Annotated in this window: 20 protein-coding genes; 11 read left to right on the forward strand and 9 right to left on the reverse strand. The window is 48.6% G+C overall.

What is annotated here, in order from left to right; translation table 11 throughout:
• Positions 1 to 5: 5 nt before the first annotated feature.
• Positions 6 to 416 carry a PPC domain-containing DNA-binding protein gene (locus ACO05Z_RS18250; RefSeq protein ID WP_421903610.1) on the reverse strand — a complete coding sequence of 137 codons (411 nt, stop codon included), beginning with the start codon at positions 414 to 416 and terminating at the stop codon, positions 6 to 8.
• 217 nt (positions 417 to 633) lie between these two features.
• Positions 634 to 2,136, reverse strand: a complete 1,503-nt coding sequence (locus ACO05Z_RS18255) for an APC family permease (protein WP_421903611.1) — start codon at positions 2,134 to 2,136, stop codon at positions 634 to 636.
• 591 nt (positions 2,137 to 2,727) lie between these two features.
• Between ACO05Z_RS18255 and ACO05Z_RS18260 the strand changes: the two genes are divergently transcribed.
• Positions 2,728 to 3,288 (forward strand): DUF4125 family protein, encoded by a 561-nt coding sequence (locus tag ACO05Z_RS18260; RefSeq protein WP_421903612.1) that lies wholly within the window; start codon positions 2,728 to 2,730, stop codon positions 3,286 to 3,288.
• Positions 3,289 to 3,295: 7 nt separating this feature from the next.
• Positions 3,296 to 4,030 carry a sulfite exporter TauE/SafE family protein gene (locus ACO05Z_RS18265; protein WP_421903614.1) on the forward strand — a complete coding sequence of 245 codons (735 nt, stop codon included), beginning with the start codon at positions 3,296 to 3,298 and terminating at the stop codon, positions 4,028 to 4,030.
• 92 nt (positions 4,031 to 4,122) lie between these two features.
• Here the strand turns inward: ACO05Z_RS18265 and ACO05Z_RS18270 are convergent, their stop codons facing one another.
• The gene (locus ACO05Z_RS18270) at positions 4,123 to 5,622 is read right to left on the reverse strand and encodes a sigma-54 interaction domain-containing protein (protein WP_421903615.1); all 1,500 of its coding nucleotides are present in this window, start codon (positions 5,620 to 5,622) and stop codon (positions 4,123 to 4,125) included.
• Between the two features lie 334 nt (positions 5,623 to 5,956).
• On the opposite strand from ACO05Z_RS18270, the gene ACO05Z_RS18275 reads away from it, so the two are divergent.
• From ACO05Z_RS18275 to ACO05Z_RS18290, 4 genes are all read left to right on the forward strand, one after another.
• Positions 5,957 to 8,410 carry a glycyl radical protein gene (locus tag ACO05Z_RS18275; RefSeq protein WP_421903616.1) on the forward strand — a complete coding sequence of 818 codons (2,454 nt, stop codon included), beginning with the start codon at positions 5,957 to 5,959 and terminating at the stop codon, positions 8,408 to 8,410.
• 117 nt (positions 8,411 to 8,527) lie between these two features.
• A complete protein-coding gene (locus tag ACO05Z_RS18280) occupies positions 8,528 to 9,421 on the forward strand; it encodes a glycyl-radical enzyme activating protein (protein ID WP_421903617.1) in 894 nt (297 codons plus the stop codon).
• A gap of 23 nt (positions 9,422 to 9,444) precedes the next feature.
• On the forward strand, positions 9,445 to 9,972 hold the full coding sequence (locus ACO05Z_RS18285) for a C-GCAxxG-C-C family protein (protein ID WP_421903618.1): 528 nt from the start codon (positions 9,445 to 9,447) through the stop codon (positions 9,970 to 9,972).
• A 23-nt stretch (positions 9,973 to 9,995) separates the two neighbouring features.
• Positions 9,996 to 10,289, forward strand: coding sequence for an ErpA-related iron-sulfur cluster insertion protein (locus ACO05Z_RS18290; protein ID WP_421903619.1), 294 nt, complete (start codon positions 9,996 to 9,998; stop codon positions 10,287 to 10,289).
• Between the two features lie 86 nt (positions 10,290 to 10,375).
• On the opposite strand, the gene ACO05Z_RS18295 is transcribed toward ACO05Z_RS18290, so the two are convergent.
• From ACO05Z_RS18295 to ACO05Z_RS18305, 3 genes are all read right to left on the reverse strand, one after another.
• A complete protein-coding gene (locus ACO05Z_RS18295; protein WP_421903620.1) occupies positions 10,376 to 11,836 on the reverse strand; it encodes a hypothetical protein in 1,461 nt (486 codons plus the stop codon).
• Between the two features lie 53 nt (positions 11,837 to 11,889).
• Positions 11,890 to 13,107 carry a hypothetical protein gene (locus ACO05Z_RS18300; protein ID WP_421903621.1) on the reverse strand — a complete coding sequence of 406 codons (1,218 nt, stop codon included), beginning with the start codon at positions 13,105 to 13,107 and terminating at the stop codon, positions 11,890 to 11,892.
• Between the two features lie 171 nt (positions 13,108 to 13,278).
• Complete coding sequence (locus ACO05Z_RS18305; RefSeq protein WP_421903622.1) at positions 13,279 to 14,838, reverse strand: sigma-54 interaction domain-containing protein; 1,560 nt, start codon at positions 14,836 to 14,838, stop codon at positions 13,279 to 13,281.
• A 258-nt stretch (positions 14,839 to 15,096) separates the two neighbouring features.
• On the opposite strand from ACO05Z_RS18305, the gene ACO05Z_RS18310 reads away from it, so the two are divergent.
• From ACO05Z_RS18310 to hpsH, 4 genes are all read left to right on the forward strand, one after another.
• A complete protein-coding gene (locus tag ACO05Z_RS18310) occupies positions 15,097 to 15,498 on the forward strand; it encodes an SAM-dependent methyltransferase (RefSeq protein WP_421903623.1) in 402 nt (133 codons plus the stop codon).
• Positions 15,495 to 16,370: a helix-turn-helix domain-containing protein gene (locus ACO05Z_RS18315; protein ID WP_421903624.1), complete on the forward strand. Its 876-nt coding sequence runs from the start codon at positions 15,495 to 15,497 to the stop codon at positions 16,368 to 16,370. Before ACO05Z_RS18310 ends, ACO05Z_RS18315 begins: the two co-directional genes overlap by 4 nt.
• 233 nt (positions 16,371 to 16,603) lie before the next feature.
• Positions 16,604 to 19,084: a (2S)-3-sulfopropanediol dehydratase gene (hpsG, locus tag ACO05Z_RS18320; protein ID WP_421903625.1), complete on the forward strand. Its 2,481-nt coding sequence runs from the start codon at positions 16,604 to 16,606 to the stop codon at positions 19,082 to 19,084.
• Between the two features lie 275 nt (positions 19,085 to 19,359).
• On the forward strand, positions 19,360 to 20,292 hold the full coding sequence (gene hpsH / locus ACO05Z_RS18325; RefSeq protein WP_421903626.1) for a (2S)-3-sulfopropanediol dehydratase activating enzyme: 933 nt from the start codon (positions 19,360 to 19,362) through the stop codon (positions 20,290 to 20,292).
• A gap of 293 nt (positions 20,293 to 20,585) precedes the next feature.
• On the opposite strand, the gene ACO05Z_RS18330 is transcribed toward hpsH, so the two are convergent.
• The 3 genes from ACO05Z_RS18330 to ACO05Z_RS18340 form a co-directional block, all read right to left on the reverse strand.
• The gene (locus tag ACO05Z_RS18330) at positions 20,586 to 21,116 is read right to left on the reverse strand and encodes a hypothetical protein (protein WP_421903627.1); all 531 of its coding nucleotides are present in this window, start codon (positions 21,114 to 21,116) and stop codon (positions 20,586 to 20,588) included.
• Positions 21,117 to 21,177: 61 nt separating this feature from the next.
• On the reverse strand, positions 21,178 to 21,600 hold the full coding sequence (locus ACO05Z_RS18335) for a PaaI family thioesterase (RefSeq protein ID WP_421903628.1): 423 nt from the start codon (positions 21,598 to 21,600) through the stop codon (positions 21,178 to 21,180).
• Positions 21,601 to 21,743: 143 nt separating this feature from the next.
• Complete coding sequence (locus tag ACO05Z_RS18340) at positions 21,744 to 22,922, reverse strand: mechanosensitive ion channel family protein (RefSeq protein WP_421903629.1); 1,179 nt, start codon at positions 22,920 to 22,922, stop codon at positions 21,744 to 21,746.
• Between the two features lie 204 nt (positions 22,923 to 23,126).
• On the opposite strand from ACO05Z_RS18340, the gene ACO05Z_RS18345 reads away from it, so the two are divergent.
• The gene (locus ACO05Z_RS18345) at positions 23,127 to 25,553 is read left to right on the forward strand and encodes an ATP-binding protein (protein ID WP_421903630.1); all 2,427 of its coding nucleotides are present in this window, start codon (positions 23,127 to 23,129) and stop codon (positions 25,551 to 25,553) included.
• Positions 25,554 to 25,567 lie beyond the last annotated feature (14 nt).

A 25,567-nucleotide genomic window follows, 5' to 3' on the forward strand; every position in this document is an offset into this window, starting at 1 on the left:
CCCACTCACTCCTTGCTGCTGGTTTGTGATTTGATTTCCAGTTCCGGGTATCCGGTCTGGGGGTCAAAAGTTCTTAGGAAAGAGTATTCCGGGAAAACAGCGAGCACGATTTCAGCGGTGGTGTAGACCCTGCTGCCCTCCATTAAATGTGCGCCGATGGTTTTTCCTTCGCCGTCGGAAATGGCGATATGAAAATGGGAACCGTGCCGGGAAAGCACCCCGGTCAGGGAGACGATCTCAAAATGTCCGTTGAGTTCCGTGGTCTGCCCCTGATTGGCGAAACGTAAAACCGCCTTGGTCAGACTGCCCACACAGGTCAGCACGCAAGCGGCTTCAATCTCCTGTTCCTGCGCAATACGCTCCAGTTCGAGCAGGATATCCTGCCCCGGTTTGAACCTGACCGCCAATGGCTCCATGTAGCAACTCCATTCCTGATTAAGATTGACCATTCCTTTAAAGGAGTTACAAATACATCACCATCTCAAATACTACCAATCGGTAATCAAAATAGATTGCAACCACATGTATTCAATAAAACTATATCTCCGCTAACAATAAAACCCCGCCAGCACTGCTGACGGGGTTTATTAATATATAGGATACGGCAGTAAACCTGCCGGGAATTTCGATCAACTACTCGGAAGCGGTCTGGGGCTGACCCTGAGCTGCACCTTTGTAGAAGACGGGAATATCATCGCTGCCCAATACGTTTCTACGCATCTGTGCTTCGGGGAGTTTGTCCCATGCGCTCTTATTTGAGAAGTAGAAGAACACACCCATTGCTACCCATACAACCATGCACCAACGGGAAGCTTCGCTGATGTAAGCCGGAGAACCGGGGATCAGCAGCAGAACGATACAAAGGACGGAAGCAAGGGTACCCATGCCGCAGCAAAACAGTTTCAGGGAACGCTGGTCAACGTTAGCGGAACCGAGGATTACACGGCGTGCTGCTAGGCAGGAGAACAGGTAACCGATACCGGTACCAACAGAACTCATATCAACAATCCAGACGATAACAGAACGTCCGGCAAAGGGAGTCAGCAGAACAATAGCGATGGTGAACAGAATCGCCTTGTGAGGTGTGCGGTATTTGGGGTGAATATCACCAAACCAGGAAGGCATGATACCGGCACGGGACATACTCAGCAGCAGACGGGAAGTAGCGATATAAAAACCGTTAATCCCGGTACACACAGCACCCATAACCGCACAGGCCAAGACAACAGCACCAAGTTTACCGAAAGCCATGGCTGCAACTTCACCTGTGGCCCAGGCTGTACCGCCGGCAGCGCGCATGGCATCCATTTTAGCAAGCATTTCAGGAACAGGGATGGCAACACCGACAGCAAGGGTAACCAGAGCATAAAGAACGAAACCGCACAGAATCGCGATGATCATAATATTACGTGCGTAGGAAGGCTCAAAGGTAAATTCCTCAGCAGCCTGCGGAACAGTATCAAATCCGGCAAATAGGAAGGGGGAGATTGCAAAAATGATAAGTACACAAGAAATCATGGAACGGTGCTCGGCAAAAAGCGGGAGCAGGTTGCCGACTTCAGCGGTTTCAAGAGAAGCGGAGCCGGTGAACAGGGAAACAATACCGAGAGTAAGCAGGAAAGTCAGCATAACCTGAAATTTACCCGCAAAACTGTTACCACGGTAGTTCATCCAACCGAAAAGCAAGGTTGCGAAAGTCATAAGAATTACTTCGCCTGTGTATACCTGCCACCCGGCAATGGAATATAAGGCCCCGAACTCAAAAACACCCGGGAATAGGAAACGGAAAATCAGTGCCAGAGCGGCAACGTCGATGCCGATGATGGCTATGTACCCGAGCACGAGTGCCCACCCGCAGACAAAAGCAGCTGACGGTCCAAAGCCGACATAAGCATATGCAAACGCGCCACCTGCAACAGGGGCGTACTTGATCATGTAACTGTAGCTGATTGCTACAAAGCATATAAGGAATGCGCCGACACCGAAGCCGATCAGGGTACCCAGAATACCGGCCTGCGGAAGAAACATATCACCGGGGAGAACAAAACATCCCCAACCTACGATTGACCCCAGCGCCAGTGCCCACACCTGTGAGGGCGACATTGATTTTTCTAATTCCAGTTGTTCTTGTGACATCAGATTATCTCTTTGTTTTATGAGTTCACGGCAGACATCCCCTGAATCTCAAGGTGTCAAACCCCGGCAGTTGTTCCTCCTCGAACATAGTCCGGCAACTGCCTGCTGCCGTGTGTCGGTTTGTGAACCGACACGCTTCGCCATGACTGCGCTAAAGCGGCATGGCCCTCCTCTCCTTTGCAAAGAGCGAACGATTATCTTTACACTTTCAATCTACCTGAATTGACGGCTCTACCATTAACCGTCGCCCTCTTTAAGCAAACAGGGTGCCAATTCGTGAAATTCTTCACCATCGGCTTAATATTCAGAAATAACTAATTAAAATTTTTTAACCATCACCAATGTCAATAAGGTCTTTTTTAAATATTTTTATTTTTCGAAAGTTTTTTTTATTTTTTTATAAATTACTTTAATTCTCCCATCCTGTTCCAAAAAGGAGCCGATTACTCACCCGCAGCAGGTGAATCATTGACTTAAGCAATCAAATCAAGATGATAGCTCAAAGCACACAATTTTATCACTCAAAATCACTGAAAAGGCATTCCCTTTGCAGTCCTGAAGATCGTTATTTTTTTCATTAAGGAGACACCCATGGCCGAAGATAAACGGACCCAACTAATTGAGCAGATCATCAAGCTGGAACTGGATATGTTCCTTGCAGTCAACAACCGCGGCGGCACCTCACTTTGTCAGGAACGCCCGGAGTCTTTCCGCATCATGCGCAACATGACCCATTCCGTACTCCCGGATGAATACCTTGAATCCTACCTTGCCGACCTTGAACAGGCCGCAGCCGATAAGCGCAATCTCATGACTGAAAAATACGCTCTAATGGAAGGACTCATCCCGGTACAAAACAATTCCCCGGCCATTGCCGAAATCGTGTCCATGGAAAGTGAATGGCGCAAAGAAGTTGCCGCCCAGTTCCCCCGTTCGGTGCACCCTGACGGACACCAGTCCTTCTGCATTTATCTCGGCAGCGAACTGCAGACATACTCCCCCAAAACCTTGGATATCTATCTCAAATACGCACAGTCCGTGCAGGAAAAACACGGCAACCTTGTACGCGAAAGATACGAAATCCTCATGCGCACGCTGGGCTATGAATCCCTCGCCCATTGCGAAGAATCAGTAACCAAGCCAGCAAAGTAAAATTTCCATGTTTGATTCACCCCACACCCTTGTATTCCTGCTCTGGCTGATCGGCGGATTTGTATCCGGGGTCAGCGGTATCGGCGGGGCCATGGTCGCTGTTCCGGCAGCGGCCATGTTCATTCCCATGCAGGAGTTGGTACCCCTTGCCTGCCTGCTGAACGTAATCATGGACGGCTCCATTGCAGCCATGCATTTCCGGCATTGCCGCTGGCCCGCGCTCAAGCCGCTATTGGTCGGGTCCGTACCCGGAGCCTTTGCAGGCCTGTATATCCTGACCTTTGTATCCAGCTCCATCCTGCAAGGAGCCGTTGGTGCGCTGCTCATCTATTACGTATACTGGCAGCTGACCTTCAAGGTCGAAAAAACTCACCCGGAATCATGGTCACGGGGCAGTGCCGCCGGATTCGGGGCCAGCCTGCTCGGCACCGCCATATCCTTTGACGGGCCTCCCATCGGAGCCTACGGACTCTACGTGGGCTGGCAGCCACGCGTATTCCTCGGCACCCTCGGCGTCTTCTTCGTAATCCGTGCCACCTTCACCTGCGTACTACAAGCCGGGGCCGGACTGATCACCCCCACTGTAATCGATTACGCCATCTACGGAGCACCAGCCACGCTCATCGGGACCATGCTATCCTTCCCGGTGATCAAACACATCAATCAGAATCTGTTCCGCAAAGTGCTCATGACCGTGATTGCGCTGGCAGGAGTGGTTTGCTTGATCAGGTCATTCTTATAAAAACACACCCGGCGAAGCCGAAATAAAAGGTTTTGGGATTCTTAAACCCTTTTGCAAAAGGGTTTAAGGCCCTCGGCAGGGTCGCCGAAGGCTTAATAATCGTCTTCGATTCCTAATTGCTGAATCTTATAGCGCAAACCGGCTCCAGTTATCTGCATTATCCGGGCGGCCTTGGCTACATTGCCGCCCGTTACTTTAAGTACATTCCTGATGCACTCGGTCTCATACTGCTGAACACAGCTTTTGAGCGGCACCACGCTATTACGCTTAATCATGTTGTAATCAAAGAAATTCTTACCAAGCATGGAATCATTACCCTGCTGCGGTGTGATTTCACTGGGCAGGGTTGGCGCAGACATGACCGGCCTCTCGCAGGCCTCACGAAAATGACGGGGCAGACTGTCCACGCCAATGGAAGTGCGACTGCCCAGCAAGGCCAGACTACCTTCAATAACATGCAATAATTCTCGCACGTTACCCGGCCAATCATAATCAAGAAACATCTGCACAACATCAGGTTCAACCCCGATCAGACCAGGCGAATTTGTCTGCTCTGAGCGGGCAATAAAAGAACGGATGAGCACGGTCAGGTCTTTCTTGCGTTCACGCAAAGGCGGAATGGCAAGTCCGACAACGGCCAGACGGTAAAACAAGTCACTGCGCAGAATGCCCTCGCTGACAGCATTGAGCGGAGGTTCGTTAAGAATACTGATCACCCGTACATCCACGGGAATTTCCTTTTGTGATCCGAGCCTGCGCACCCGCTTCTCCTGCAGCACACGCAAAAGCTTGGCCTGCAAGCCGAGGGGCATGGAGTTAAGCTCATCAAGAAGCAGGGTTCCGCCGTTGGCGTCCTCGAACAGACCGGGCTTATCCGGGGCATCGGTATAGGCACCTTTGGAAGTGCCGAAAAGAATGGCTTCAAGCAGGTTTTCCGGAATGGCCGCACAGTTCTCAGCAATGAAAGGCTTTTCTCGGCGCTCACTTTCCATATGGATGGCCTGTGCAAAGACCTCCTTACCGGTACCGCTCTCACCCCAAATCATAACGTGGGAGGAAGACTTGGCGGCAGTGCGGGCCTCGGCCAGAACTTCGCGCAGGGACTCATCCTCACCCACAAGCGAATCAAAAGTGTAATAAGAATAGTCTTTATCGCGGGAAGCAGATTTGCGGGACCGCTTCTTGGTACCGCCCAAAGGGACTGATCCGGTCCAGAGAGTGAAGGCAATAACCCCGTCCTTGCGGCCCTGATCGTAGAGCGGAAAGAAGTCGGAAACAGTCCCGGCAAGGTAATTGTTGGTGGTCTTGTAAAAATAACTTTTGCGCAGGATAGGTTCGCTTTTACGCAGACATTCTACTGTGGGAATACAATCCAATTCATGAGGCACATAGAGCTTGGTAATATGCTGCCCCTCCACATGGATACGGTTAAAACCGTCCGCCCTGCGCTGGATAGGGTTCATATATTCACAGTACCCTTCGGCATCCACCACGGCCACGCCAAGTCCCAGATCATCCCAGATAGCGGTCATCTCCGGAGTCAGCATGCTGGCACGGCTGACATTAAAAAACTTGTCCTTGCTAAAATACATTTTTCACAACCTCTCTCTTTCCCCGGAAAGGCCCAAGACAAGTCCTGACCTCCGGCAGTTGATTGGGTCGATAATTAAAAAAATATTTTTTAGCAAACAAAAAATTTCTTTAAAAAAGAAAAATTTCTTTCTTTTTGTTTTTTCACCACTTTAACTCGCAACGACTCGCTTGTGCACATTTAAACACTTTTATTTCAAGACCTTAAAGATAAAATTTAGCAAAAAAACCATCTCTGGCACAGCCCGTGCTAGTGACGAAATTAACAAGCGAACGAACAACACTTTCAATCTACCTAGAAAGACCAAAACAATAGCACAATTACAGGAGATGGAAATGAATACTACTCTGTCTGCAAAAGAAGAAACCCAGACTGCCGCAGGATACGGCATCAACTGGGATACAGCCGAAGACCGCGTCAAGGAACTCAAAGATTTTCTCATGAACGCTCCCCAGATCATGGACCCCGAGCGTTTGAAGTTCCTGAACGAAGTATATGAAAAACATCAGGGTGAACCTGTAGTATATATCCGCGCCAAAGTTCTCGAGCGCGTACTGACCCAGAAAAAAATTTTTCTCGACGGCAACCCCATCGTAGGTACCCTTACAGGTGTCCGCGCGGGTGTTTACGCCTACCCCGAATGGAACGTCTCCTGGATCAAAGAAGAAATGCAGATGGCTAAAATGGCCTCCCTCGGCGAGATGAAAATTCCCGCTGAAACCCAGGAACTGCTCGAAAAGACCTACAAGCTCTGGAAAGGCCGCACCTGCATCGACCAGAACAACAAGATGTACAAGGAAAAATACGGTGAAAGCGCTAAAAAGTACGCCAAAGCAGGCATGTACTACGAAAACGTTTCCGTTGCTTCCGGTTCCGGTATTGCAGACTACGGTCTGGTACTGAACAAAGGTATCCGCCATCTCATCGAAGATGTGCGCACCCGTCTCACCGAGACCCCGAACATTCTTGCAAACAGAGACAAAATCGATCTCTACCGTTCCATGCTGATCACCTTTGAAGCGGTAATCAAACACTCCCACCGCTATGCTGATCTCGCAGAACAGACCGCAGCAGACGAGTCCGATCCCAAAATAAAAGCAGAGCTGCTCGAAATCGCAGAAATCTGCCGCCGCGTGCCCGAGCATCCGGCCCGCAACTTCCGTGAAGCTATCCAGTCCTTCTGGTTCACCCACCTCTGCGTGGCAACCGAGCAGATGGCTTGCGCTGTTTCCCCCGGTCGCTACGGCCAGTACATGTACCCCTTCTTCAAGAAAGACATTGATGAAGGCAACCTGACCCGCGAGCAGGTCCTGACCATGCTCAAGTTCCAGTGGATTCGCCACCTTGAACTGGGTGAATACCAGGGTAACTCCTACGCACTGACCCTTTCCGGCCACACCGGACAGTCCATGACCATCGGTGGTGTAGACAAAGACGGTCGCGATGCTTCCACCGAACTGGAAGAGCTCATGCTCGAAACCCAAATTCAGATGAAGAGCATTCAGCCTACCCTGACCCTGCTTTACCATCCGAAGCTTAAAGATTCTTACATGCAGAAAGTTGTTGAATGCATTCGCGGCGGTTCCGGCCAGCCCCAAATCCTGAACAACAACGCTGTTATCCAGCGCACCCTCGCCCGCTTTGCCCAGTACCCCGACGGCATCACCCTTGAAGATGCGCGTAACTGCGGTAACTACGGCTGCGTATCCACCGGTGTTTGCGGCAAGGGTAGCTTCATTACTCAGGAAGACCAGCCCTGCCTCGCAAAAGTAGTTGAACTGGTGCTCAACAACGGTAAATGCCCCGTGACCAAGAAAATGGTCGGCGCAGAAACCGGTGACCCTACTACCTTCGAAACTTTCGAAGACCTCTACGAAGGCGTAAAAGGACAGCTGGACAACCTCTTCCGTGTTTCCCGTGCCCACTCCGATCTCAGCCAGATGGCACGCCTTCAGGTTGTACCGAGCGTATTCCGCTCCGCCATGTACGACGGCTGCATCGAAAAAGGTATGTGCGAAGAAGCAGGCGGAACCCGCTACCCGCAGGTTAACCCCATCATGACTGCCGGTGTTGACGCTGCGAACTCCATCCTCGCTATCAAGCACCTTGTTTACGATACCAAGGCAGTCACCATGGAAGAACTGATTGAAGCACTCAAGGCAAACTTCGAAGGTTACGATGAACTCCGCCAGATGTGCTTCGACGCTCCCAAACACGGTAACGACTACGAAGACGTACAGGCATTCGTACAGCGTTTCTACCGCGATGTAGATGAAATCCATCACTCTCAGGGTCCGGACTGCTTCGGACAGCGCACCCCTCTGGATGCATACTCCCTGTCCTACCACAACTACTTCGGCGGACTCATGGGCGCACTGCCCAACGGCCGTAAAGCAGGCGTGGCCCTTACCGACGGCAGTGTTTCCGCAATGCCCGGTACTGACAAGGAAGGTATCACCGCACTGATCAAATCCGGTGCTGAAGCAATCGACACCGTCCGCTACGGCGCGAACCACTTCAACGTGAAGTTCTCCCCCTCCGTATTGGAAGGTCCTCAGGGCGCTAAGACCCTGATCTCCCTGATCAAAACCTACTGCGACTTCGGCGGCTCCCACATCCAGTTCAACTGCGTAAGCTCCGACACCCTCAAAGATGCGCAGCAGAACCCGCAGGACTACTCCGACCTCATCGTCCGTGTTGCTGGCTTCAGTGCCTACTTCACCAGACTGGACTGCGGCGTACAGAACGAAATCATCAAACGTACCGAATACGACGCCGGACGTTGCTAGTTAAAAGATAATCATATTGCGAAGGAGAGAGCGTCCCCGCGCTCTCTCCCTTTCGCAGACCTTCACGACGGCTCAGTCCGCCGCGCAAGGCCTGAAAAACCAAAAGCGGAGACCATAATGAGCCAAGGGATGATCTACAATATTCAGCGTATGTCGCTTCACGACGGACCGGGACTGCGCACAACTGTTTTCCTGAAAGGCTGCCCGCTGACCTGCCTGTGGTGCAGCAACCCGGAATCACAGAAGGTCAAGCCGCAGATGATGTGCTTTTCCGAACTGTGCACCGGATGCGGAAAATGCGCTGAAGTCTGTCCCAACGGTGCCGTCACCGAGATTGACGGCAAATTCGGACGCGATACCGATAAGTGCACCAACTGCGGAGCCTGCACTGAGAACTGCGCAGGCAAAGCCCGCGAGATGTCCGGCAAGACCATGACCGTTGAAGAAGTGATGGATGTGGTCCGCAAGGATGCCCTTTTCTACGACAACTCCGGTGGCGGGGTGACTTTCGGCGGCGGCGAGCCGACCTCCGGCGGACAGTTCTTCCTTGATATGGTCGAAGCTGCGGTAAACGAGGGCTACCACGTAACCGTTGATACCTGCGGCTACTGCCCGGAAGAGCGTTTCGACAAAACCATTGAGCTTGCAGATTTATTCCTTTTCGACTGTAAGCACATGGACCCGGAAGAACATAAAAAGCTGACCGGGGTCGATAACGCAATCATCCTACGCAACATGGGCGCGGCCCTTTCTTCAGGCAAGGAAGTGCGCATCCGCATGCCGCTCATGCCGGAGATGAACGATTCCGAAGAAAACATAGCAGCCATGGCCGAATTCCTGAAAGGATACAGACGGGACAAGGTGGAAGTAATGCCCTGTCATGCATTCGGCCGCAACAAATACGCCGCACTGGGCTGGAAATATAAAATGGACCGGGAATACACCCCGGAACAGCTGGATGTGGTTTTCAAACGCTTTGCCGACCACGGCTTGAAGACCGAGATCATCTAATTTTTTTATCGGCGCAAAGTAAAATGAACTGTTCAATGACTGAAAAGCTGATCTGCGAATCCACCGGGCGTGAGGCCAAGGAACTTTATGGCAGCGATGCCATGTGCTGTTCCGAAGCAGTGCTCTGGACCATCAATCATGAATTCGGCGGAGGTCTGAGCAAAGAGACAGTCATTGCGCTGAGCAAAGGTTTCTGCGGCGGCATAGGTGACGCAGGCTGTGTCTGCGGAGCCCTGTCCGGCGCGGTCATGGGGTTATCCCTGATCCTCGGCAAAGGTCCACTCCCCGCTGGCGAGGATCAGGTTCGTTCCCTTTCCAAGGAATTGCATGACCGCTTCATGGCTGAACACGGATCAGTCTGCTGCCGGATCTTAAGCCGGGACCGCGATCATGAAGCAGAAACCAAGGGCATCTGCCTTGATTATGTAGAATCTGCAGCAGCCATCTGCACCCGTTTGCTCCTCAACCCGGAAGCTGTAAACCAGCATGAAGAGCACGGCTCCGGACCTTTCTTAAAGGAATCAACAGCGGACCAGACCGCTTTGATATAAAAAAACATAAATGGAGAGAGAATATGTTTAACGTAACTGTTCCCGAAGAGATGCTTGAAAAGCTCCGGGATATGCTTGAAGACGAAGATGAAGAATCCTGTGTGCGCCTTAGAGAATACAAAGTAGGCGGCGGCTGACACGCTAAAATCGTGCTCGGTCTGGGCATTGACGAAGCGGATGAAGATGAAGACGTACAGATTGAAGTCAGCGATGTTCCCTTTATCGCCGAAGAAGACTTCCTCACCAAATACGGAAAAGACTTTTCCCTCTCTTTCAGCGAGAACAAGGAAGTAGTACTGACTGCACTCAGCGCATAACTCCTTGAAAGAACCATATACCCCTTAAGCGAAAACCCCTTTCGCGAAATCAGCCCTCCGCGCCTCCCTGCGGAGGGCTTTGCTTATCAAGTCCGTTTCAGGAAGTAGTACAAACCTCGAACAAAGTAAGCGACCAGAACAATCCCGAAAAGAATCCACGTCAGGTCCATGCGCTCATCATGTCCCGGATACAAAACGCAACCCCCTCCTCCGCCGGAACCGGAATATCCAAAGACCGTGGGGTCGGCAATAGTCCCCAGTGCAGGATCGGCGTCATAGGTAGCGCCATTATCCTCAATAACGAAAAAGACCGTATAGGTTGTTCCCGCTTGCAATTGTTCACCGGAAACCTTCACTACGCCTTCAGGGTCAGTCAGCCAGTAAGTACCGTGAGCGTAATCGGCCTGCGCGGGAATACCGTTCAATCTGGTGTAGTCAGTACTTGAACTGCTCGCTGAAATAAGCTTGTAGAGATGACAGTCGTTGACCGGGACAGCAACATCGGGAGTTACGTTAAACTTGAAACAGTGTACCGATCCGGCAGCAAGGGTTGTCTTGGTGGTAAAATCTTCCACATTACCCAAAGGATTAAAACCTTCATCAGTATTGAATTGCTTTTTAAGCTCCGCTGAACTTCTCTTCACCGGATTGTTGGAAGCAATAAGGTCAGCATCCTCCCCTGTGGCCGGAAGGACTTCGGTTGAGGCTTCTTCACCGCCGCCTCCGCTTCCAAACTTGGCCCGGAAAGCCCTTCCGTTATCTCCTCCGGCAAAAAGGAACCCGCCTTCACCGGACCCGCCCAACCCATAAAACTGAATTGCATTGACTAGCTCAGAAGTCCAAACCTGTGTTTCTGTGTTGTAATTATAGACGTATCCCTGATTGGAATCACCAAGGGCATATATGTACTTTCCATAACTCCAGAGCTTGACCAGTTCGACTCCGGCTGGTCCAGCAGGAAACTCCGTAAAGGATGTGCCGTCATATTTTGCCAGAAACGCCTTATCTGCGGCACTATCTTTGCCTGCAATATAAAGATCGTCGCCCACAAGCAGCATATAGCTGACGATTGTATCCGAATAGGTCTTGAGCAACTGAGTGGTGAAACCAAGCCCCCCGTTAACAGAGCTATATATTTTTGAATCCGCTCCGCTCTGCTCAGCCATAAAAAGATTGCCGGGGTTCGTTGCCTCCAAGGCTGCGAAATTCATAGCTGGACGAGGACTATAAGGATCTAAATCAGCTGCGTTATTCCTCAGAACATATGTCCCGGCCTCTGTCCCCATATAAAGCTGATAATCTTCCGGCGTATCCGTAAAAGAGGCACTATTCTTGTAAGTTGCTGTAACTTCCGTAGATAGGGACTGGAAGTTACCGTCTGTATCAAGCTTCATGGCCCGTATCTTCCCGGCACCGGAAGCATAAAGAACGTTAACAAAACCTTTAATGAAATGGATGGCGTAAATCTTCCCTGTTCCCAACTGGCCAACCCTGCATCTGGTCCAGAGAAAAGAACCGTCAGCCTGCTTGTCTCCCCTGTAAAGCATACCGTTATCCCCTCCGGCAAAAATCCTGCTTTCGGAACTGGAACAAAAAGAGTTTATATTTGAGCTGAAAAAAGGTGAGTCTGACGAACTGAGTTTTTTTGGGAAATAAATCCTGAAGAATAACTATGGATAATAAATATGGAAAGACCGTTACTTCCGGCAGCAAAGAAATGCCTGCCACTCGTGCTGGTGCAAGGCAAATAATAGGCCACAGAGTTAAAATTATCCGAATATATATTGGCGGCAACTTCGGTCACACTCTCCACATATACACCTTGGCCCATGTCAAATATCCTGCTTGTACAGAAAACCCGTCCACCTTCACATACCGCGTAACCGTAATAGTCCATATAGCCGGAGCCGGGATTATGCAGATAAACGGATTTAAAACTATTGGTAACAGGTACAGATAAGAATGAAGCGGAGGTAAAGTCACGGGGACTGGAATCAGCATAAAACATATTATCCCGGACAAGACCGTATACCCCGTTTTGTCCGGCAACAGCGACCCCGTCATGTGTAATAAGGCAGAGATCATTTATCTCAATCGGTTGCCCTGTTTCCTTAATAGCTATAGTGGATTGCAAGTCTGGACTGGAATTCAAATCTGTTCCGTCAAATCTTATTCGTAAAATGTTAATGCCGTCAGCTCCGGGATAGCCGTAACAATAAAACATTTTTTCATTATGATCATGATATTGGCGAAGATTCTTGATCCCTTTAACCTTACCAGCTGCACACATATCGCCCAACCTGTTGTTGCCGACGTTGGACTCCGAGGTATCTTTGAAACGGAACAAATAGCCTTTAGAAGTCACTGCCACAAAAACATCACCGTCTGCATGGCACACTCCTACGAGCGGACCGCAGACATCCTGCGCTACTGAACATTCCCCTTTTTTCACCCAACTCAAGGTACTCCCGGAGATACTGCTGACGTACCATTCGTTCTCAGTCAGGGCCATAAAACAACTGTCTCCACGATCTACGGCAACAAAATCTTTCTGTGTAGGAGAGACACATTCTGTCCATGAAGGATTGTTACTTTTGGTTACAGCAGCAGTCATATAATAAGACTTGCCATTCCTACCGACCATAACAGTACCAAGACCATCATGGGTTGCCAGCCCCAGCATATCGCAATTCAATGCTCCTGGACTATTTTCAACCCATGAAGAAGCAGGATCGCTGGCATATAAATCGAAAGGTAAACAGAAGAACAAGACCAAAAACAACAGAGATTTTAACTCAAAGCAATCCAAACGCAACATAAGACACCCCTCATACTAATGCTTTCTTACAGAACGCACACATATGAGCAATAGCTATGCCACAGAACACACGCTTATTTTAACTTAAAATTCAAATGCTTAAAATGAAGAGAATATCAAGCGCGACTACCGACTCTTAAATATCATACTTAAAACTACTATATTTCAGAGCTAATCAGATTTTTTATACAATCCCAAAGCCTTGCGCCCGAAGGGAATATTGAATTTCTTGAGCTTACTTTGCAGGGTACGTGGATTAAGCCCCAACAACTCTGCCGCACCGCCCTCGCCTTCAATACGCCCCTCTGAACGCTTCAATGCCCGAATGAGGACATCAACAATTGCGGCCTCAAAATTCAAGTCAGATTCATCTTTAATAATAGGACATTGGTCCGGCTGTTCAAATAACTCGAAATTCAGCGGTACCCCGCGCTGGGTTATGACAGCCCTTTCAATGACATTTTCAAGTTCACGGACATTACCGGGCCAGCTGTATACCAACAAAGAATCTATGGCTCCGGGAGCTAACACGGGTAAGGATGCCAAGCTCATCTCACCGGCAATCTTCTTGATAAAATGTGATGTGAGCGGCGGGATATCGTTCCTGCGCGACCTCAACGGCGGAATTGTAATTGGGATAACATTAAGGCGGAAATACAAATCCTGCCGGAAGGCCCCATGCTCCACAAGCTCTTCCAGATTACGATGGGTAGCGGCAATAACCCGAACATCCGCAACTCTGGGCTTGTTTCCACCGACACGCTCAAAGCTGCCGTCTTGTAAAACATGTAAGAACCGCGTTTGAGCCTCAAGTGAAAGCTCGCCTATCTCGTCCAAGAAGATAGTCCCTCCACGGGCGCGCTCAAAATATCCTACGGCATCTTTTGTGGCACCGGTAAAAGCCCCCTTACGGTGCCCAAAAAGAGCACTTTCCAGCAGGGTCGAAGGAATCCCGCCGCAATTAACTTTAACAAAAGGTCCTTCATTCTGGTTGGAAAGCCGATGTATAGCACCGGCCAGAACTTCTTTACCGGTCCCCGTCTCGCCCAACAACAACACAGGGGCCTGAGTCGGAGCAACCTGCTTGCAGGAATCAAAAACCTCTTTAAGCCCTCCATCTGAACCAACGACCCCAAAATCAGAAGAATTATTCAACTTCCCCTGTAAAAGTCTGGTCCGGTCGGCAAGGCTGGCCCTCAAACGGATGCATTCCCGTGAACTTAGGAACTGTGAGACAACGCAAGCCATGGTATCGTGAATCTGTGTCATCAAACTACCGTGTTCATGTGTGTACCGGATTCCGGGTTCAGCGGTCAGAGCGACTGAGCCGAGATACACACCATCGCGACACAGGTCCAAAACCAGACTGGGTGAATCGGGAGTCCCGAGATCAAGGCCCAATTGCTGGGCCATTACCGAATCTCCAAGACGGTCAATGATCTCATATGGCTGTTCCGGATCAATAAATTCAATGCTTGCGGATGCAATATCACGTGCTTCAGGCGTAAGAACGGTGGTTTTACTTATCTCCGGCGAGGAATCAATTGTCGCATCAACAACTGTCTCAATTATCCCCAAACCTTCATCATATAGATGTAAACTGATGTAATCCGCCGGGATATAATTTCTCAAAACAGACAGGCAGTCCTGAAAAGCCAATCTTATCTCAGAATTCTTCAGCAACTCTCTGCTGACGGCAATCAAAAATTCTTGCAACTGCGCTTCAGACATCTCTCCTCCGGGCCATTCTTTAAAACTCTCAAATGAAGTAGTTCAGACTTACTTGAATTAGAATATTTTTAAAAGCTCCGGTTTTGGTGCCTTAAGGCCACTCATTACAAGCCGATGGTCAAGATTCCCCAGACATGAGATAAAAGAGAATAAACATGTTCAAATTGTACCACAAATTCATCACTTCTACCCTCAACACAATTCCTCAATCAGCATATAGTGCTATCAAAACCACTCAAAACATGTGAGGATAATACCATGAATGCTGATTTGAAATCTATCGGCCATATAGCCACCCCTTATAATACCGTAGATGAATGCCCGGCCAACATTGACTTTAACGGACCTGATTGCAGGCTGCTGCTTGATGAAGAATACAAAGCCGGCATTAAGGGATTGAAGCCGGGGGAAAGCATTCTCATTCTATACTGGCTGGACGACACAGACCGAACATTAGTTTCACAACACAAACGGAATAAAACCAGTGGAGAAATGGTCGGCACATTCTCCCTGAGATCTCCCCATCGCCCGAATCCCATTGGAGCTGCCGTAACTCCAATCATAAACATTAAGGATGGGACAATAGCAGTCAAAGGACTGGACTGCCTGAACGGCACCACCCTGCTGGACATCAAGCCGGCCATAAAAATCGAAAAATGATAGAAGTGAAGAATCTGCCCCAAGGGCAACATCTGGACATAGAACTGCTGGACCGGGGCATGGAGCCGCAATCTCTTTCGCCCCATCGCCACGAATATTATGAAATGTTCTGGACTCTCGAAGGAAAAGGCTCTCACAGCGTAGACTTTATTGAATACCCGCTCCAGCCGGGACTGATCTATTGCATTCCCCCGGGACAGGTCCATCATTGCCGGGATCTGCCGCATAAATTGTACGCCATATCTTTTGATGGCTCCTTCTTAAACTCTGACCACAGAACCCAGCAGGACCTTAAACAGCTCTTCCGGCCCGATCCGACCCACAATCCTCCCTTACAGATTGATAATCCGGGCAGGCAGGAACTCCTGCAACTCATCACCATCATGAACAACGAACTCGGCACAGTTGAGCCGGACAATTCCCTGCTCAGCATTCTGCTGGCAGCATTCATCCGCTACCTAACCCGCTACCAGAACAGCAGCGAGGACGGTCCGCATTTTTCAGATGAGCGGATTACAAAGCTGCTGGCCCTGATTGAGGAACAGCACATGAACCACAAGGATGCCGGTTACTATTCCGAACAACTTTCCCTGACCAGCAAAAGAGTCAACGAACTAACCCGGCTTTATCTCAGCAAGACCGTAACTCAGCTCATCCATGACCGGATCATTCTCGAAGCCCGCAGAGAACTAGCCTTTACCCATAAAACCATAAAAGCCATTTCATTAGACCTCGGCTACGCTGATACTGCCTATTTCTGCCGCTTCTTCAGAAATCAAACCGGAGAATCTCCGAGGACTTTTCGTAACCGCTGGCAGTATGGTTGCAAAACTGCACCCGCCCAAGTCCGGTTGCAAAACTGCACAAAGTGATTACTCCCCGTTTTACTTGGATAAACAGGATTTACCCTTATCTCGTTTCCGAATTGCAACATCAGGCCATTTCCACACCAATATCGTCCGAAAATCATTCCTCTTAAAAAAGCCTTTATTTACGACATCTTATGAAGCTTGTTCATTTTGGCACACTCCATGCTCAAGGGAAAAACAATTCGCCCACAATTGTGGTCAAAAATTTCCACAGTAAACATAGAAGGAGAATCCAAATGGAATGCTGTCGTTCACCTCATGAGCAGATGCTCGAAGATAAGATTGCAGGTAAAGCTAACCCTTACCGCGAAACTCACAAGCGCGTTTTCAAAATTCTCGATACCATCGAGAACCAGAAGCCCGCTATTGACGTAGAGCGCGCTCTTTACTTCACCAAGTCCATGGAAAAAACCGAAGGCCAGCCCCTGATCCTGCGCTGGGCCAAGGCCATGAAGAACGTTGCTGAAAACATCACTGTATACATTGATGATGACAACCTGCTCTGCGGTCGCGCTGGTTACCCCGGCCGTTATGGCATCCTCTACCCCGAACTCGACGGTGACTTCCTCGACATGGCTGTCGAAGAACTGCCCAAGCGTTCCGGTTCTCCCTTCTCCATCACTGAAGAAGACGCTAAAACCGTTATCGAAGAAATCGCTCCTTTCTGGAAAGGTAAGACCTACCACGAAGCACTGAACCAGGCTCTGCCCGAAGAAGTTCACACCCTCACCTACGATGATCCCGAAGGCCTGATCTCCCGCTTCATCGTTAACGAAACCTCTTCTTTCCGCTCCTCCCTGCAGTGGGTTCACGACTTCGAAAAGATCCTTAAGCGTGGTTTCGGCGGCATCCGTGCAGAAGCACAGGAAAGACTCGACAACATCGATACTTTCTCCCCCAAAGCCAATACTCAGGACATTCCTTTCCTCGAAGCTATCATTATCATCTGCGACGCAGTAGTTCTCTGGGCTAACCGCCACGCAGACCTCGCTGCTGAAAAAGCTGCAGCTGAAACTGATCCTACCCGTAAAGCTGAACTGGAAACCATGGCAGAAGTATGCCGCAAGGTTCCCGAACAGCCTGCTACCAACTTTCACGAAGCAGTACAGTCCCAGTGGTTCACCCAGATGTTCTCCCGTCTTGAGCAGAAGACCGGTACCATCATTTCCAACGGCCGCATGGACCAGTACCTCTACCCCTACTACGAGCAGGACGTTGAAGCAGGTATCCTTGACGAAGACAAGGCTATCGAATTCATCGAGTGCATGTACGTAGGCATGGCTCAGTTCATCGACCTCTACATCTCCCCTCAGGGCGGCGCATTCAACGAAGGCTACGCACACTGGGAAGCTGTTACCGTCGGTGGCCAGACCAAGGACGGCGTTGATGCAACCAACGATCTCACCTACCTCTTCCTGCGTTCCAAGCGTGAGTTCCCGCACCACTACCCCGACCTCGCTGCACGTATCCACGCACGTTCCCCCGAGCGTTTCCTCGCTGAAGTTGCTGAAACCATCAAAGAAGGTTCCGGTTTCCCGAAACTGATCAACGATGAAGAAGTAATTCCCCTGCACCTCTCCAAAGGCGCAAAATTCGAAGAAATCTACGACTACGCTGTATCCGGCTGCGCAGAAATCAGAATGCCCAACCGCGACACCTACACTTCCGGTAACCCCTACATCAACTTCGCAGCAGCAGTTGAGATGGTTCTTTACAACGGAAAGATGCTCAAATACGGCGACAAGCAGCTCTCCATCGAAACCGGCGATCCCTGCTCCTTCAAGACCTGGGACGAATTTTACGATGCATACAAAGCACAGCATAACAACTTCCTGAAGAACGCTTTCGTTCAGCAGGCTAACGTTATCCGTCTGCGTAAGAACCACTTCGCAACACCTTTCGGTTCCGCAATGCACGACCTGTGCATGGAAAGCTGCACCGACCTGCACCAGCCCGACGTACCCGGCGGAATCGACCTCGGTTACTTCGAATTCATGGGCCTCGGAACCGTTGTTGACTCCCTCGTTGCCATTAAGAAACTCGTCTTCGAAGACAAGGTTCTGACCATGGAACAGATAGTTGAAGCTTGTAAGGCAAACTTCGAAGGTCACGAAGATGTTCGCGCAATGCTCCAGAACGTTCCCTGCTACGGCAACAACGATCCTTACCCGGATTCCATTGCTAAAGAGCTCGACGAACTCTGCGTATCTTTCGCACAGAAATACCAGATGGAACTCGGCGTACACCTCGACGTTCGTTACGTGCCTTTCACTTCCCACGTACCTTTCGGTAAGGTTGTATCCGCTACTCCTAACGGCCGTTACGCATACACCCCGCTTTCCGACGGCTCCTCTGCATCCCACGGTGCAGACAAGAACGGTCCCACCGCGGTTATGCTCTCCAACTACACCACCAAGAACTTCAACTACCGTGAACGTGCAGCACGTCTGGTAAACATCAAGTTCACTCCTAAGTGCGTAGAAGGCGAAGAGGGCACCAAGAAGCTGGTAGACTTCATCCGCACCTACTGCGACCTGCGCCTCTGGCACATCCAGTTCAACGTAGTTAACGCGGACACTCTGAAAAAAGCTCAGGAAAACCCCGAGCAGTACCGCAACCTGATCGTTCGTATCGCAGGTTACTCCGCATACTTCTGCGACCTGTCCAAAGACCTGCAGGACGACCTGATCAGAAGAACTGCACACGAAACCATCTAGTAGTATTGAGATAAATCAACACCCCTTTTGGCCTCACTAGTGAGTCCGGTCGGCGGGCTGATCCTCCTCAGCCCGCCGACTTTTAATTTTGCCTTCGGCGATCCTCCGGGGGCTTAAACCCTTTTTGAAAAAAGGGTTTAAGAATCCCAAAAACTTTTATCGGACTTCGCTACTGATGATTCCAGCTGGGTGCAAAGTCATAAAACTTACACACTTTCTAAATCTTCCCCGTCCGTCGTAGAGGCAACCTCGGGTTATATAAGGCAGACACACAAATGAGTTCTCTTCTTGATAAAAAACAGACCGGCATAGTTTTCAGCGTCCAGAAATATTCCGTTCACGACGGTCCCGGAATCAGGACTCTCGTGTTTCTTAAAGGTTGTCCCCTGCGTTGCGCATGGTGCTCCAATCCGGAATCACAGATTTTCCAGCCCGAACTGGCCTACAACCGCAACAAGTGTCTCGGTATTGATAAGTGTACCCGTTGCGTAGACCACTGTTCCTCCGGCGCCATCACCTTCGGTGATGACGACAAGATCGACCTTGATCACGATCTGGCCAAGAACGAGTTACACCTCGCCAAGGCCTGCCCCAACGATGCCATTATCGTTTACGGTGAAGAACAGACTGTGGACAAGGTTCTCAAACGCGTTGAAGAAGATGAGATGTTCTACGCCCGCTCCGGCGGAGGCATGACCCTTTCCGGCGGTGAACCCTTTGCCCAGCCGGACTATGCTCTTTCCCTGCTCCGCGAAGCACGCCGCCGCCACATCAACACTGCGGTGGAAACCTGCGGTGCTGCTGCATGGAAAACCTTTGAAGCCTGCCTGCCCTACGTGAACACCCTCATGTACGACATCAAATCCATGGACAGCGTCAAGCACAAGGAATTCACCGGGCACTCCAACAAGGCAATCATTGAGAACCTGAAAATGATCAAAGAGCACTTCCCCAAACTCAAGATCAGGGTCCGCACCCCCATCATTCCCGGTTTCAATGACACGGAAAAAGATGTCTTGGATATCATCAACTTCATTTCCGAACTTCCCGGCGAGAAATGTGAGTACGAAGCCCTCGAATATCACCGCATGGGCCAGCCCAAGTACGAGAACCTAAGTCGAGACTTCCCGCTCGACAGTGCAGAAAAGCTGGACAGTGAAGTGTTCGCCAAGATCAAAGTTTTGGAGGACAAATACAATAATTTTTAACCCGTGGTTTAATGGGAGCGGATGTGTGTGGTTTGTGGATTTGAGTGCAATCGAATCATCTTTGGCTGCATCCGCTCCTGTTTAAGACCGGCAGACCGCCATCTCCGGCCGTGAAAACGGGTTAGTCTTTCCACTCTGCAGCACCACGGGATGTTCCCGGACCACCATCCCTTCACGTTCCCTGTTTTCGGGGACATCCCGGCAGAGTAGTTAAGGTCGGCAAACCAAAATCCCCCCGCAACTTTTGTTGCGGGGCGCATTTTTTGGGTTTTCATACGTAATTTCCACACATTTCACTGAGGCTGAAACCTACTTGGCCAATATGGTTCTTCCCAAAGTTTGATCTTAATGACTTGGGAAATACAATTTAATGAAATAGGCGATTTTAAACCAGACTCAATATATGGCACAATTTGTTTTCCAACCCAATCATCTTTTGCTTTTATATCATACCAAGTTATCAATTTATTATAATATTCTTTTTTTAAAAGAAGTAAGTATGTGGTATTACTATGACCATGCCTAAAAAAAGAATATTTCCTATAACCATCACGAATATGACTACATTTTTTAGGATGATAAAAATCGCAAAGACTCACAAAGCCCTTTTCATAAAAGTACGCCGGTGTTTTAGGCCATTGCCGTTTAATCTTGCAATCCGGTCCAGATAATATCTCTTTTGTCTTTAGAATGCCATGAAACCCATGTTCATCTGTGGAATGAAAGACTTGTTTATATAAAAGTGGAACCAATTTTTTTTTCAAATCATTAAAATCATCAGCCTCAACAAAAGTATTAGAAATATCCCAATCTATGCCGAACAATTTATTATACTTCCTGAAAAATTATTTAAACAACCAATAAAACAATATACAGCCCCCACTACTACCTCCCCCCAAGCACCATCAAAGTAGCACTACTCCGCGAAATATCCTTACCCTGCTCATCACGGACAATAGAATCCACAATGATCAAGGTCCGTCCACGTTTGAAAATGGTAGATTCTGCGACAAGGCACCCCTTTGAAGCTGTGGCGAGAAAATTATTTTTTAATTCAACAGTGACCATATCCTCACCGGGATTAAGGATAGTCATTACCGCATGGGCAGCGGTTTCACTGGATAGAGCTATGGATAATCCACCTTGGATGTTGCCTGCGCCCTGTAAAAATTCTGGTCTGATCTCCATGCTCAAGCGGGCATACCCTTCCCGTATTTCCTCAACCTGAATCCCCATGAAATCCAAAAAAGGATTGTCCACAGGCTTTCCCTCAACCAGATTATCCAAATATGATTTGTAATCCGCCATTGTAACTCCTGCATTACTATTGAATTTGTACTGACACTTTTAGCAACATCACCGAAAAAAGAGCAATCACACACAGCCATAAAAAAAGGGCCTGCGAAAACTCGCAAGCCCTTACCCAATCATTAATACAATTCAAACCCCGATTAATCCTCGGGTGGAGTAAAATTCTCAGCAACCACTCCGGGAACAGACTCGACATAAATAGACTGTGAGGGAAAAGCGAAAGATGTCCCGGCCTCGACTTCAACTATCTCTTTAATGCGATAGGCCAGATCTTCTCTTATCTTCAGCCAATCCATCCAATTGGTAGTGTTGGTAAATGCGTAAAGCTGAAAATCTATGGATGACTCCCCGAACTGAACCACACGCATGAAGGTGGAAACCTCCGGCGCTTGCGCGTAATTATCATTGCTCGAAATATATTCCATCACCCGTTCCTGGATAAGCTTCAACTGCTCTGTAGTTGTGCGATACTCCACCCCGATATTCCACAAGATGCGTCTGTGAGTCATCTTGCTAAAATTGATCAGGCAGTTATCAGATAAAGCTGAGTTCGGGACATACACAGGAGCCTTATCAAAACGGCGAATACGAGTGGATCGAAATCCGATGAATTCAACAGTTCCATCCACTTTGCCATCAACAGTGACCCAGTCCCCAACATCAAAACGGCTTTCGGCAATAATAGAAATTCCGGCAATGATGTTTTGAAAGAGATCCTTTGCCCCCAGAGCAACAGCCACACTGAATAGCCCGAGACCAGTTAGAATCGGTCCGATATCGATACCGAAAAGCTCAAGGATGCTTGCAACACCCATCAGAACAACGAGAAACTTAATCAGCTTAATCAGCCATTCGACAAGAGAAGGTGTCAGCACCTTCTCAAGCTTTCGAAAAATTTTGGTTGCTACCGAAACAAGATTGAATACTGACCAAAAAATTACGAATAGAATTAGAGCCTTAACGATGGTATTTGTAAACTTTTCCACAGGCAGCGGTAAATCAAGACACTGATCAGCAAAGAACAAACCCAGCACAACCGGAATAAAACGGATGGGTTCTGCAAGAGCTTTGAGAACACTACCCCCGCCTTGTGTCTCATGCTTTTCCAAAATGTTCTGCAAACGGTTCATAGTAAATTTCGTGATAAACCGACGCAGAATTATAAAAAAAAGAAAGACCCCAACAGCCTGCCCGATATTGATCAGACTTACTCCCGGTATTCCATTTTGCCAAACATCCAGACCTAATTCTTTAACGTAATCAAACCAATCAAATACAGTTGAGTGTTCAACCTCAACAACTTTAGTTGCATTATCCATGAGGGATTCCCGCCTTAAGATTTAGTATACGAATACTACCAGACCTTAGCAAAGATGGTTCACCTGTCAATGCAGCGTGATTCTTTTCAGTTATAAATCATTCCGCTTTAACTTGTTGCATTGCATCCTGTCATGGTATGATTTCAATGAATCCCCATAGCACTTAACTGTTTTACAGAATACAATCCCAAGACATGAACGCTTATGATTAATCAAGACACATTAAAGCCACACCTTAGTCGTCTCTACCTTTTGATCCTGCTTATCTCCATAATATTCTGGGCTGGGTCCCTTTGCCACGCGACCCCGGACAAACTTAGCAGCACCATCCGTGTAGCCACTCTTGAAAACTTTCCTCCCCAGTACTCGCTAACAGACCAGGGAGAACCCGCAGGGTTTGCCATAGCCATAATGGATCAGGTTGCTGAACTCGCAGGCCTGACTCCGGAATATATCATTTACCCTAACTGGAAGCAGGCCCAGCAAGCGCTGAAAAACGGAACTGTTGACGCAATCCCCAATATGGGCATCACCCAGCGCAGGAAAAATTTCGCCGAGTTTACAGACCCGGTTGAGACATTCCCCGTATCCATCTTCACCCGTGATGCTGAACACAATATCAAGTCCCTGCAGGACCTAAGCGGCAGAAAAGTAGCCGTTATGAAGCTCAACGTCGGATACATTCTCCTCAAGGATAAAAAAGACATCGAACTGGTCTTTGCCAACACCATATCTGAAGCAATTATGCTTTTGCTTTCAGGCAAGGCAGACGCCCTTGTATTCCCGCGTCCGGTAATAGAAATGCTCGCCCGTCAATCACGACTTTCCGACAGATTGAAAGTTGTGGGTCGACCTTTGAAAGAAATCTCCCGCGGTATTGCTGTTGCCAAAGGTAATTTTGCCCTTCAGGACAAATTAAACCAGGCTGTACGCGAATTTGTAACGACCTCCCAATACAAAAGAATCTATTCCCAATGGTACGGGAAAGCTGATCCATTTTGGACTACTCCCCGACTGCTCATTGGAACAGGCATCATCATAGCCCTGTTTATTGGAACCCTTGTCTTCATGCGTTACCAAAACCTAACCAACTTCAATAAGGAATTAGAGTGGCGGGTTCAGGAACGGACAGAACAGCTCGAAATAAGCGAAAGAAACACCCAACTTCTTTTCGAAAAATCTTTCCTCGGCATTGCCGAGCATAAACTTGTTTATGATTACACGGGGCAGGCTACGGACTACATAATAACTAACGTAAACCCAGCTTATTACACAATATTTGACTACGAAAAAGGGAGCGTAGAAGGGCGTAAGGCCAGTGAAGTATACGGAATTGGAGAAGCTCCTTTCCTTAAAGAATTTCTGGCTGCAATTAAAAATGACCAGCCTCAAAAGATTGAATTGGAATTTGTCCCCATGCAGAAAACATTCAAAGTCTTTGTGTACTCCCATAAGCCGGACTGCTTTGTAACTCTGTTTGAAAATATTACTGAACGCAAAGAGAATGAACGTAAGGCGGAAGAACAAAAAAAATTCATCAAATCACTTCTTTCTGCCATCCCGATCCCTGTGTTTTATAAGGATCGCCATGGACACTATATGGGCTGCAACACGGCCTTTACCGAAATGATCGGACCCACCTCAGAAGAAATTGCAGGTAAAACAGTCTTTGATCTGGCTCCTAGAGACATAGCCGAAATATATCACCAGAGGGATCTGGAGCTTATGGAGAATCCGGAACACCAAAGGTATGAGGCTATAGTTGTAACTAAATTTGGTGAAGAACGATCGGTTCTTTTTGCAAAGGATGTTTTTTACGATCAACACGGCAATTCCATGGGATTGATCGGGGCTTTCATGGATATTACCGACCGCAGAGAAGTAGAAAAGGCTTTGGAAAAAAGCAAAGAAAAATACCGCAGACTATTTACTGAACTTTCCCGGGCTCATGAAGAACTCAACCAGTTCGCCTACGTGGTTTCCCACGACTTGAAATCTCCTTTAAGGGCCATAAGCAATTACGCAACATTTATTAACGAGGACATGGCAGACCAAGAACTTCCCGACCAAGTATCCGGACACCTTAAAGGGCTAAACAAAGCTGTCGCACAATGTGTCGAGCTTGTAGACGATCTTCTGGAATTATCTCAAATAGGCAGGACAAACACAGAACGAATTGAGGTAGATGTAAAAAGCATGCTCTTTGAAATAGTGGAAGGCCTAAAGCTGCCCCACAATTCAACTGTCAGTATCGCTGACGAAATTCCTTCCGTAACAGCAAACCCGATTATGCTCAGGCAAATATTTACCAACCTCATAACCAACGGCATAAAATTTAATACTTCTGCGGAAAAAAATATAGAAGTGTCAGGTTGGAGTCTCTCTGATGCCCACGTTGAAATCATGGTCCGGGATGATGGAATCGGAATTGACGGACAATATCATCAACAGATTTTCAAGGTCTTCCAGAGACTGCACACTAAAAACGAATACGAAGGGACCGGCGTCGGATTGGCCATTGTAAAAAAATGTGTGGAAGTGATGGATGGTTCAATCCGGCTGGAATCCACACCCGGCCAAGGATCCGTCTTTTTTATTACCCTTCCCGCAACACACGGAAAAATAATTTAATCAAAAAGGGGATG

This window comes from Maridesulfovibrio sp., from assembly GCF_965230075.1.
GTDB lineage: Bacteria > Desulfobacterota > Desulfovibrionia > Desulfovibrionales > Desulfovibrionaceae > Maridesulfovibrio.

What these genes read in the sequence shown, in the direction of transcription:
- ACO05Z_RS18315 (WP_421903624.1), top strand. Translation starts at nt 15,495, where the DNA reads ATGATAGAAGTGAAGAATCTGCCCCAAGGGCAACATCTGGACATAGAA.
- ACO05Z_RS18335 (WP_421903628.1), bottom strand. Translation starts at nt 21,600, where the DNA reads ATGGCGGATTACAAATCATATTTGGATAATCTGGTTGAGGGAAAGCCT.
- ACO05Z_RS18300 (WP_421903621.1), bottom strand. Translation starts at nt 13,107, where the DNA reads ATGTTGCGTTTGGATTGCTTTGAGTTAAAATCTCTGTTGTTTTTGGTC.
- ACO05Z_RS18270 (WP_421903615.1), bottom strand. Translation starts at nt 5,622, where the DNA reads ATGTATTTTAGCAAGGACAAGTTTTTTAATGTCAGCCGTGCCAGCATG.
- ACO05Z_RS18275 (WP_421903616.1), top strand. Translation starts at nt 5,957, where the DNA reads ATGAATACTACTCTGTCTGCAAAAGAAGAAACCCAGACTGCCGCAGGA.
- ACO05Z_RS18265 (WP_421903614.1), top strand. Translation starts at nt 3,296, where the DNA reads ATGTTTGATTCACCCCACACCCTTGTATTCCTGCTCTGGCTGATCGGC.
- ACO05Z_RS18295 (WP_421903620.1), bottom strand. Translation starts at nt 11,836, where the DNA reads ATGCTTTACAGGGGAGACAAGCAGGCTGACGGTTCTTTTCTCTGGACC.
- ACO05Z_RS18305 (WP_421903622.1), bottom strand. Translation starts at nt 14,838, where the DNA reads ATGTCTGAAGCGCAGTTGCAAGAATTTTTGATTGCCGTCAGCAGAGAG.
- ACO05Z_RS18285 (WP_421903618.1), top strand. Translation starts at nt 9,445, where the DNA reads ATGAACTGTTCAATGACTGAAAAGCTGATCTGCGAATCCACCGGGCGT.
- hpsH (WP_421903626.1), top strand. Translation starts at nt 19,360, where the DNA reads ATGAGTTCTCTTCTTGATAAAAAACAGACCGGCATAGTTTTCAGCGTC.
- ACO05Z_RS18340 (WP_421903629.1), bottom strand. Translation starts at nt 22,922, where the DNA reads ATGGATAATGCAACTAAAGTTGTTGAGGTTGAACACTCAACTGTATTT.
- hpsG (WP_421903625.1), top strand. Translation starts at nt 16,604, where the DNA reads ATGGAATGCTGTCGTTCACCTCATGAGCAGATGCTCGAAGATAAGATT.
- ACO05Z_RS18255 (WP_421903611.1), bottom strand. Translation starts at nt 2,136, where the DNA reads ATGTCACAAGAACAACTGGAATTAGAAAAATCAATGTCGCCCTCACAG.
- ACO05Z_RS18260 (WP_421903612.1), top strand. Translation starts at nt 2,728, where the DNA reads ATGGCCGAAGATAAACGGACCCAACTAATTGAGCAGATCATCAAGCTG.
- ACO05Z_RS18310 (WP_421903623.1), top strand. Translation starts at nt 15,097, where the DNA reads ATGAATGCTGATTTGAAATCTATCGGCCATATAGCCACCCCTTATAAT.
- ACO05Z_RS18280 (WP_421903617.1), top strand. Translation starts at nt 8,528, where the DNA reads ATGAGCCAAGGGATGATCTACAATATTCAGCGTATGTCGCTTCACGAC.
- ACO05Z_RS18345 (WP_421903630.1), top strand. Translation starts at nt 23,127, where the DNA reads ATGATTAATCAAGACACATTAAAGCCACACCTTAGTCGTCTCTACCTT.
- ACO05Z_RS18250 (WP_421903610.1), bottom strand. Translation starts at nt 416, where the DNA reads ATGGAGCCATTGGCGGTCAGGTTCAAACCGGGGCAGGATATCCTGCTC.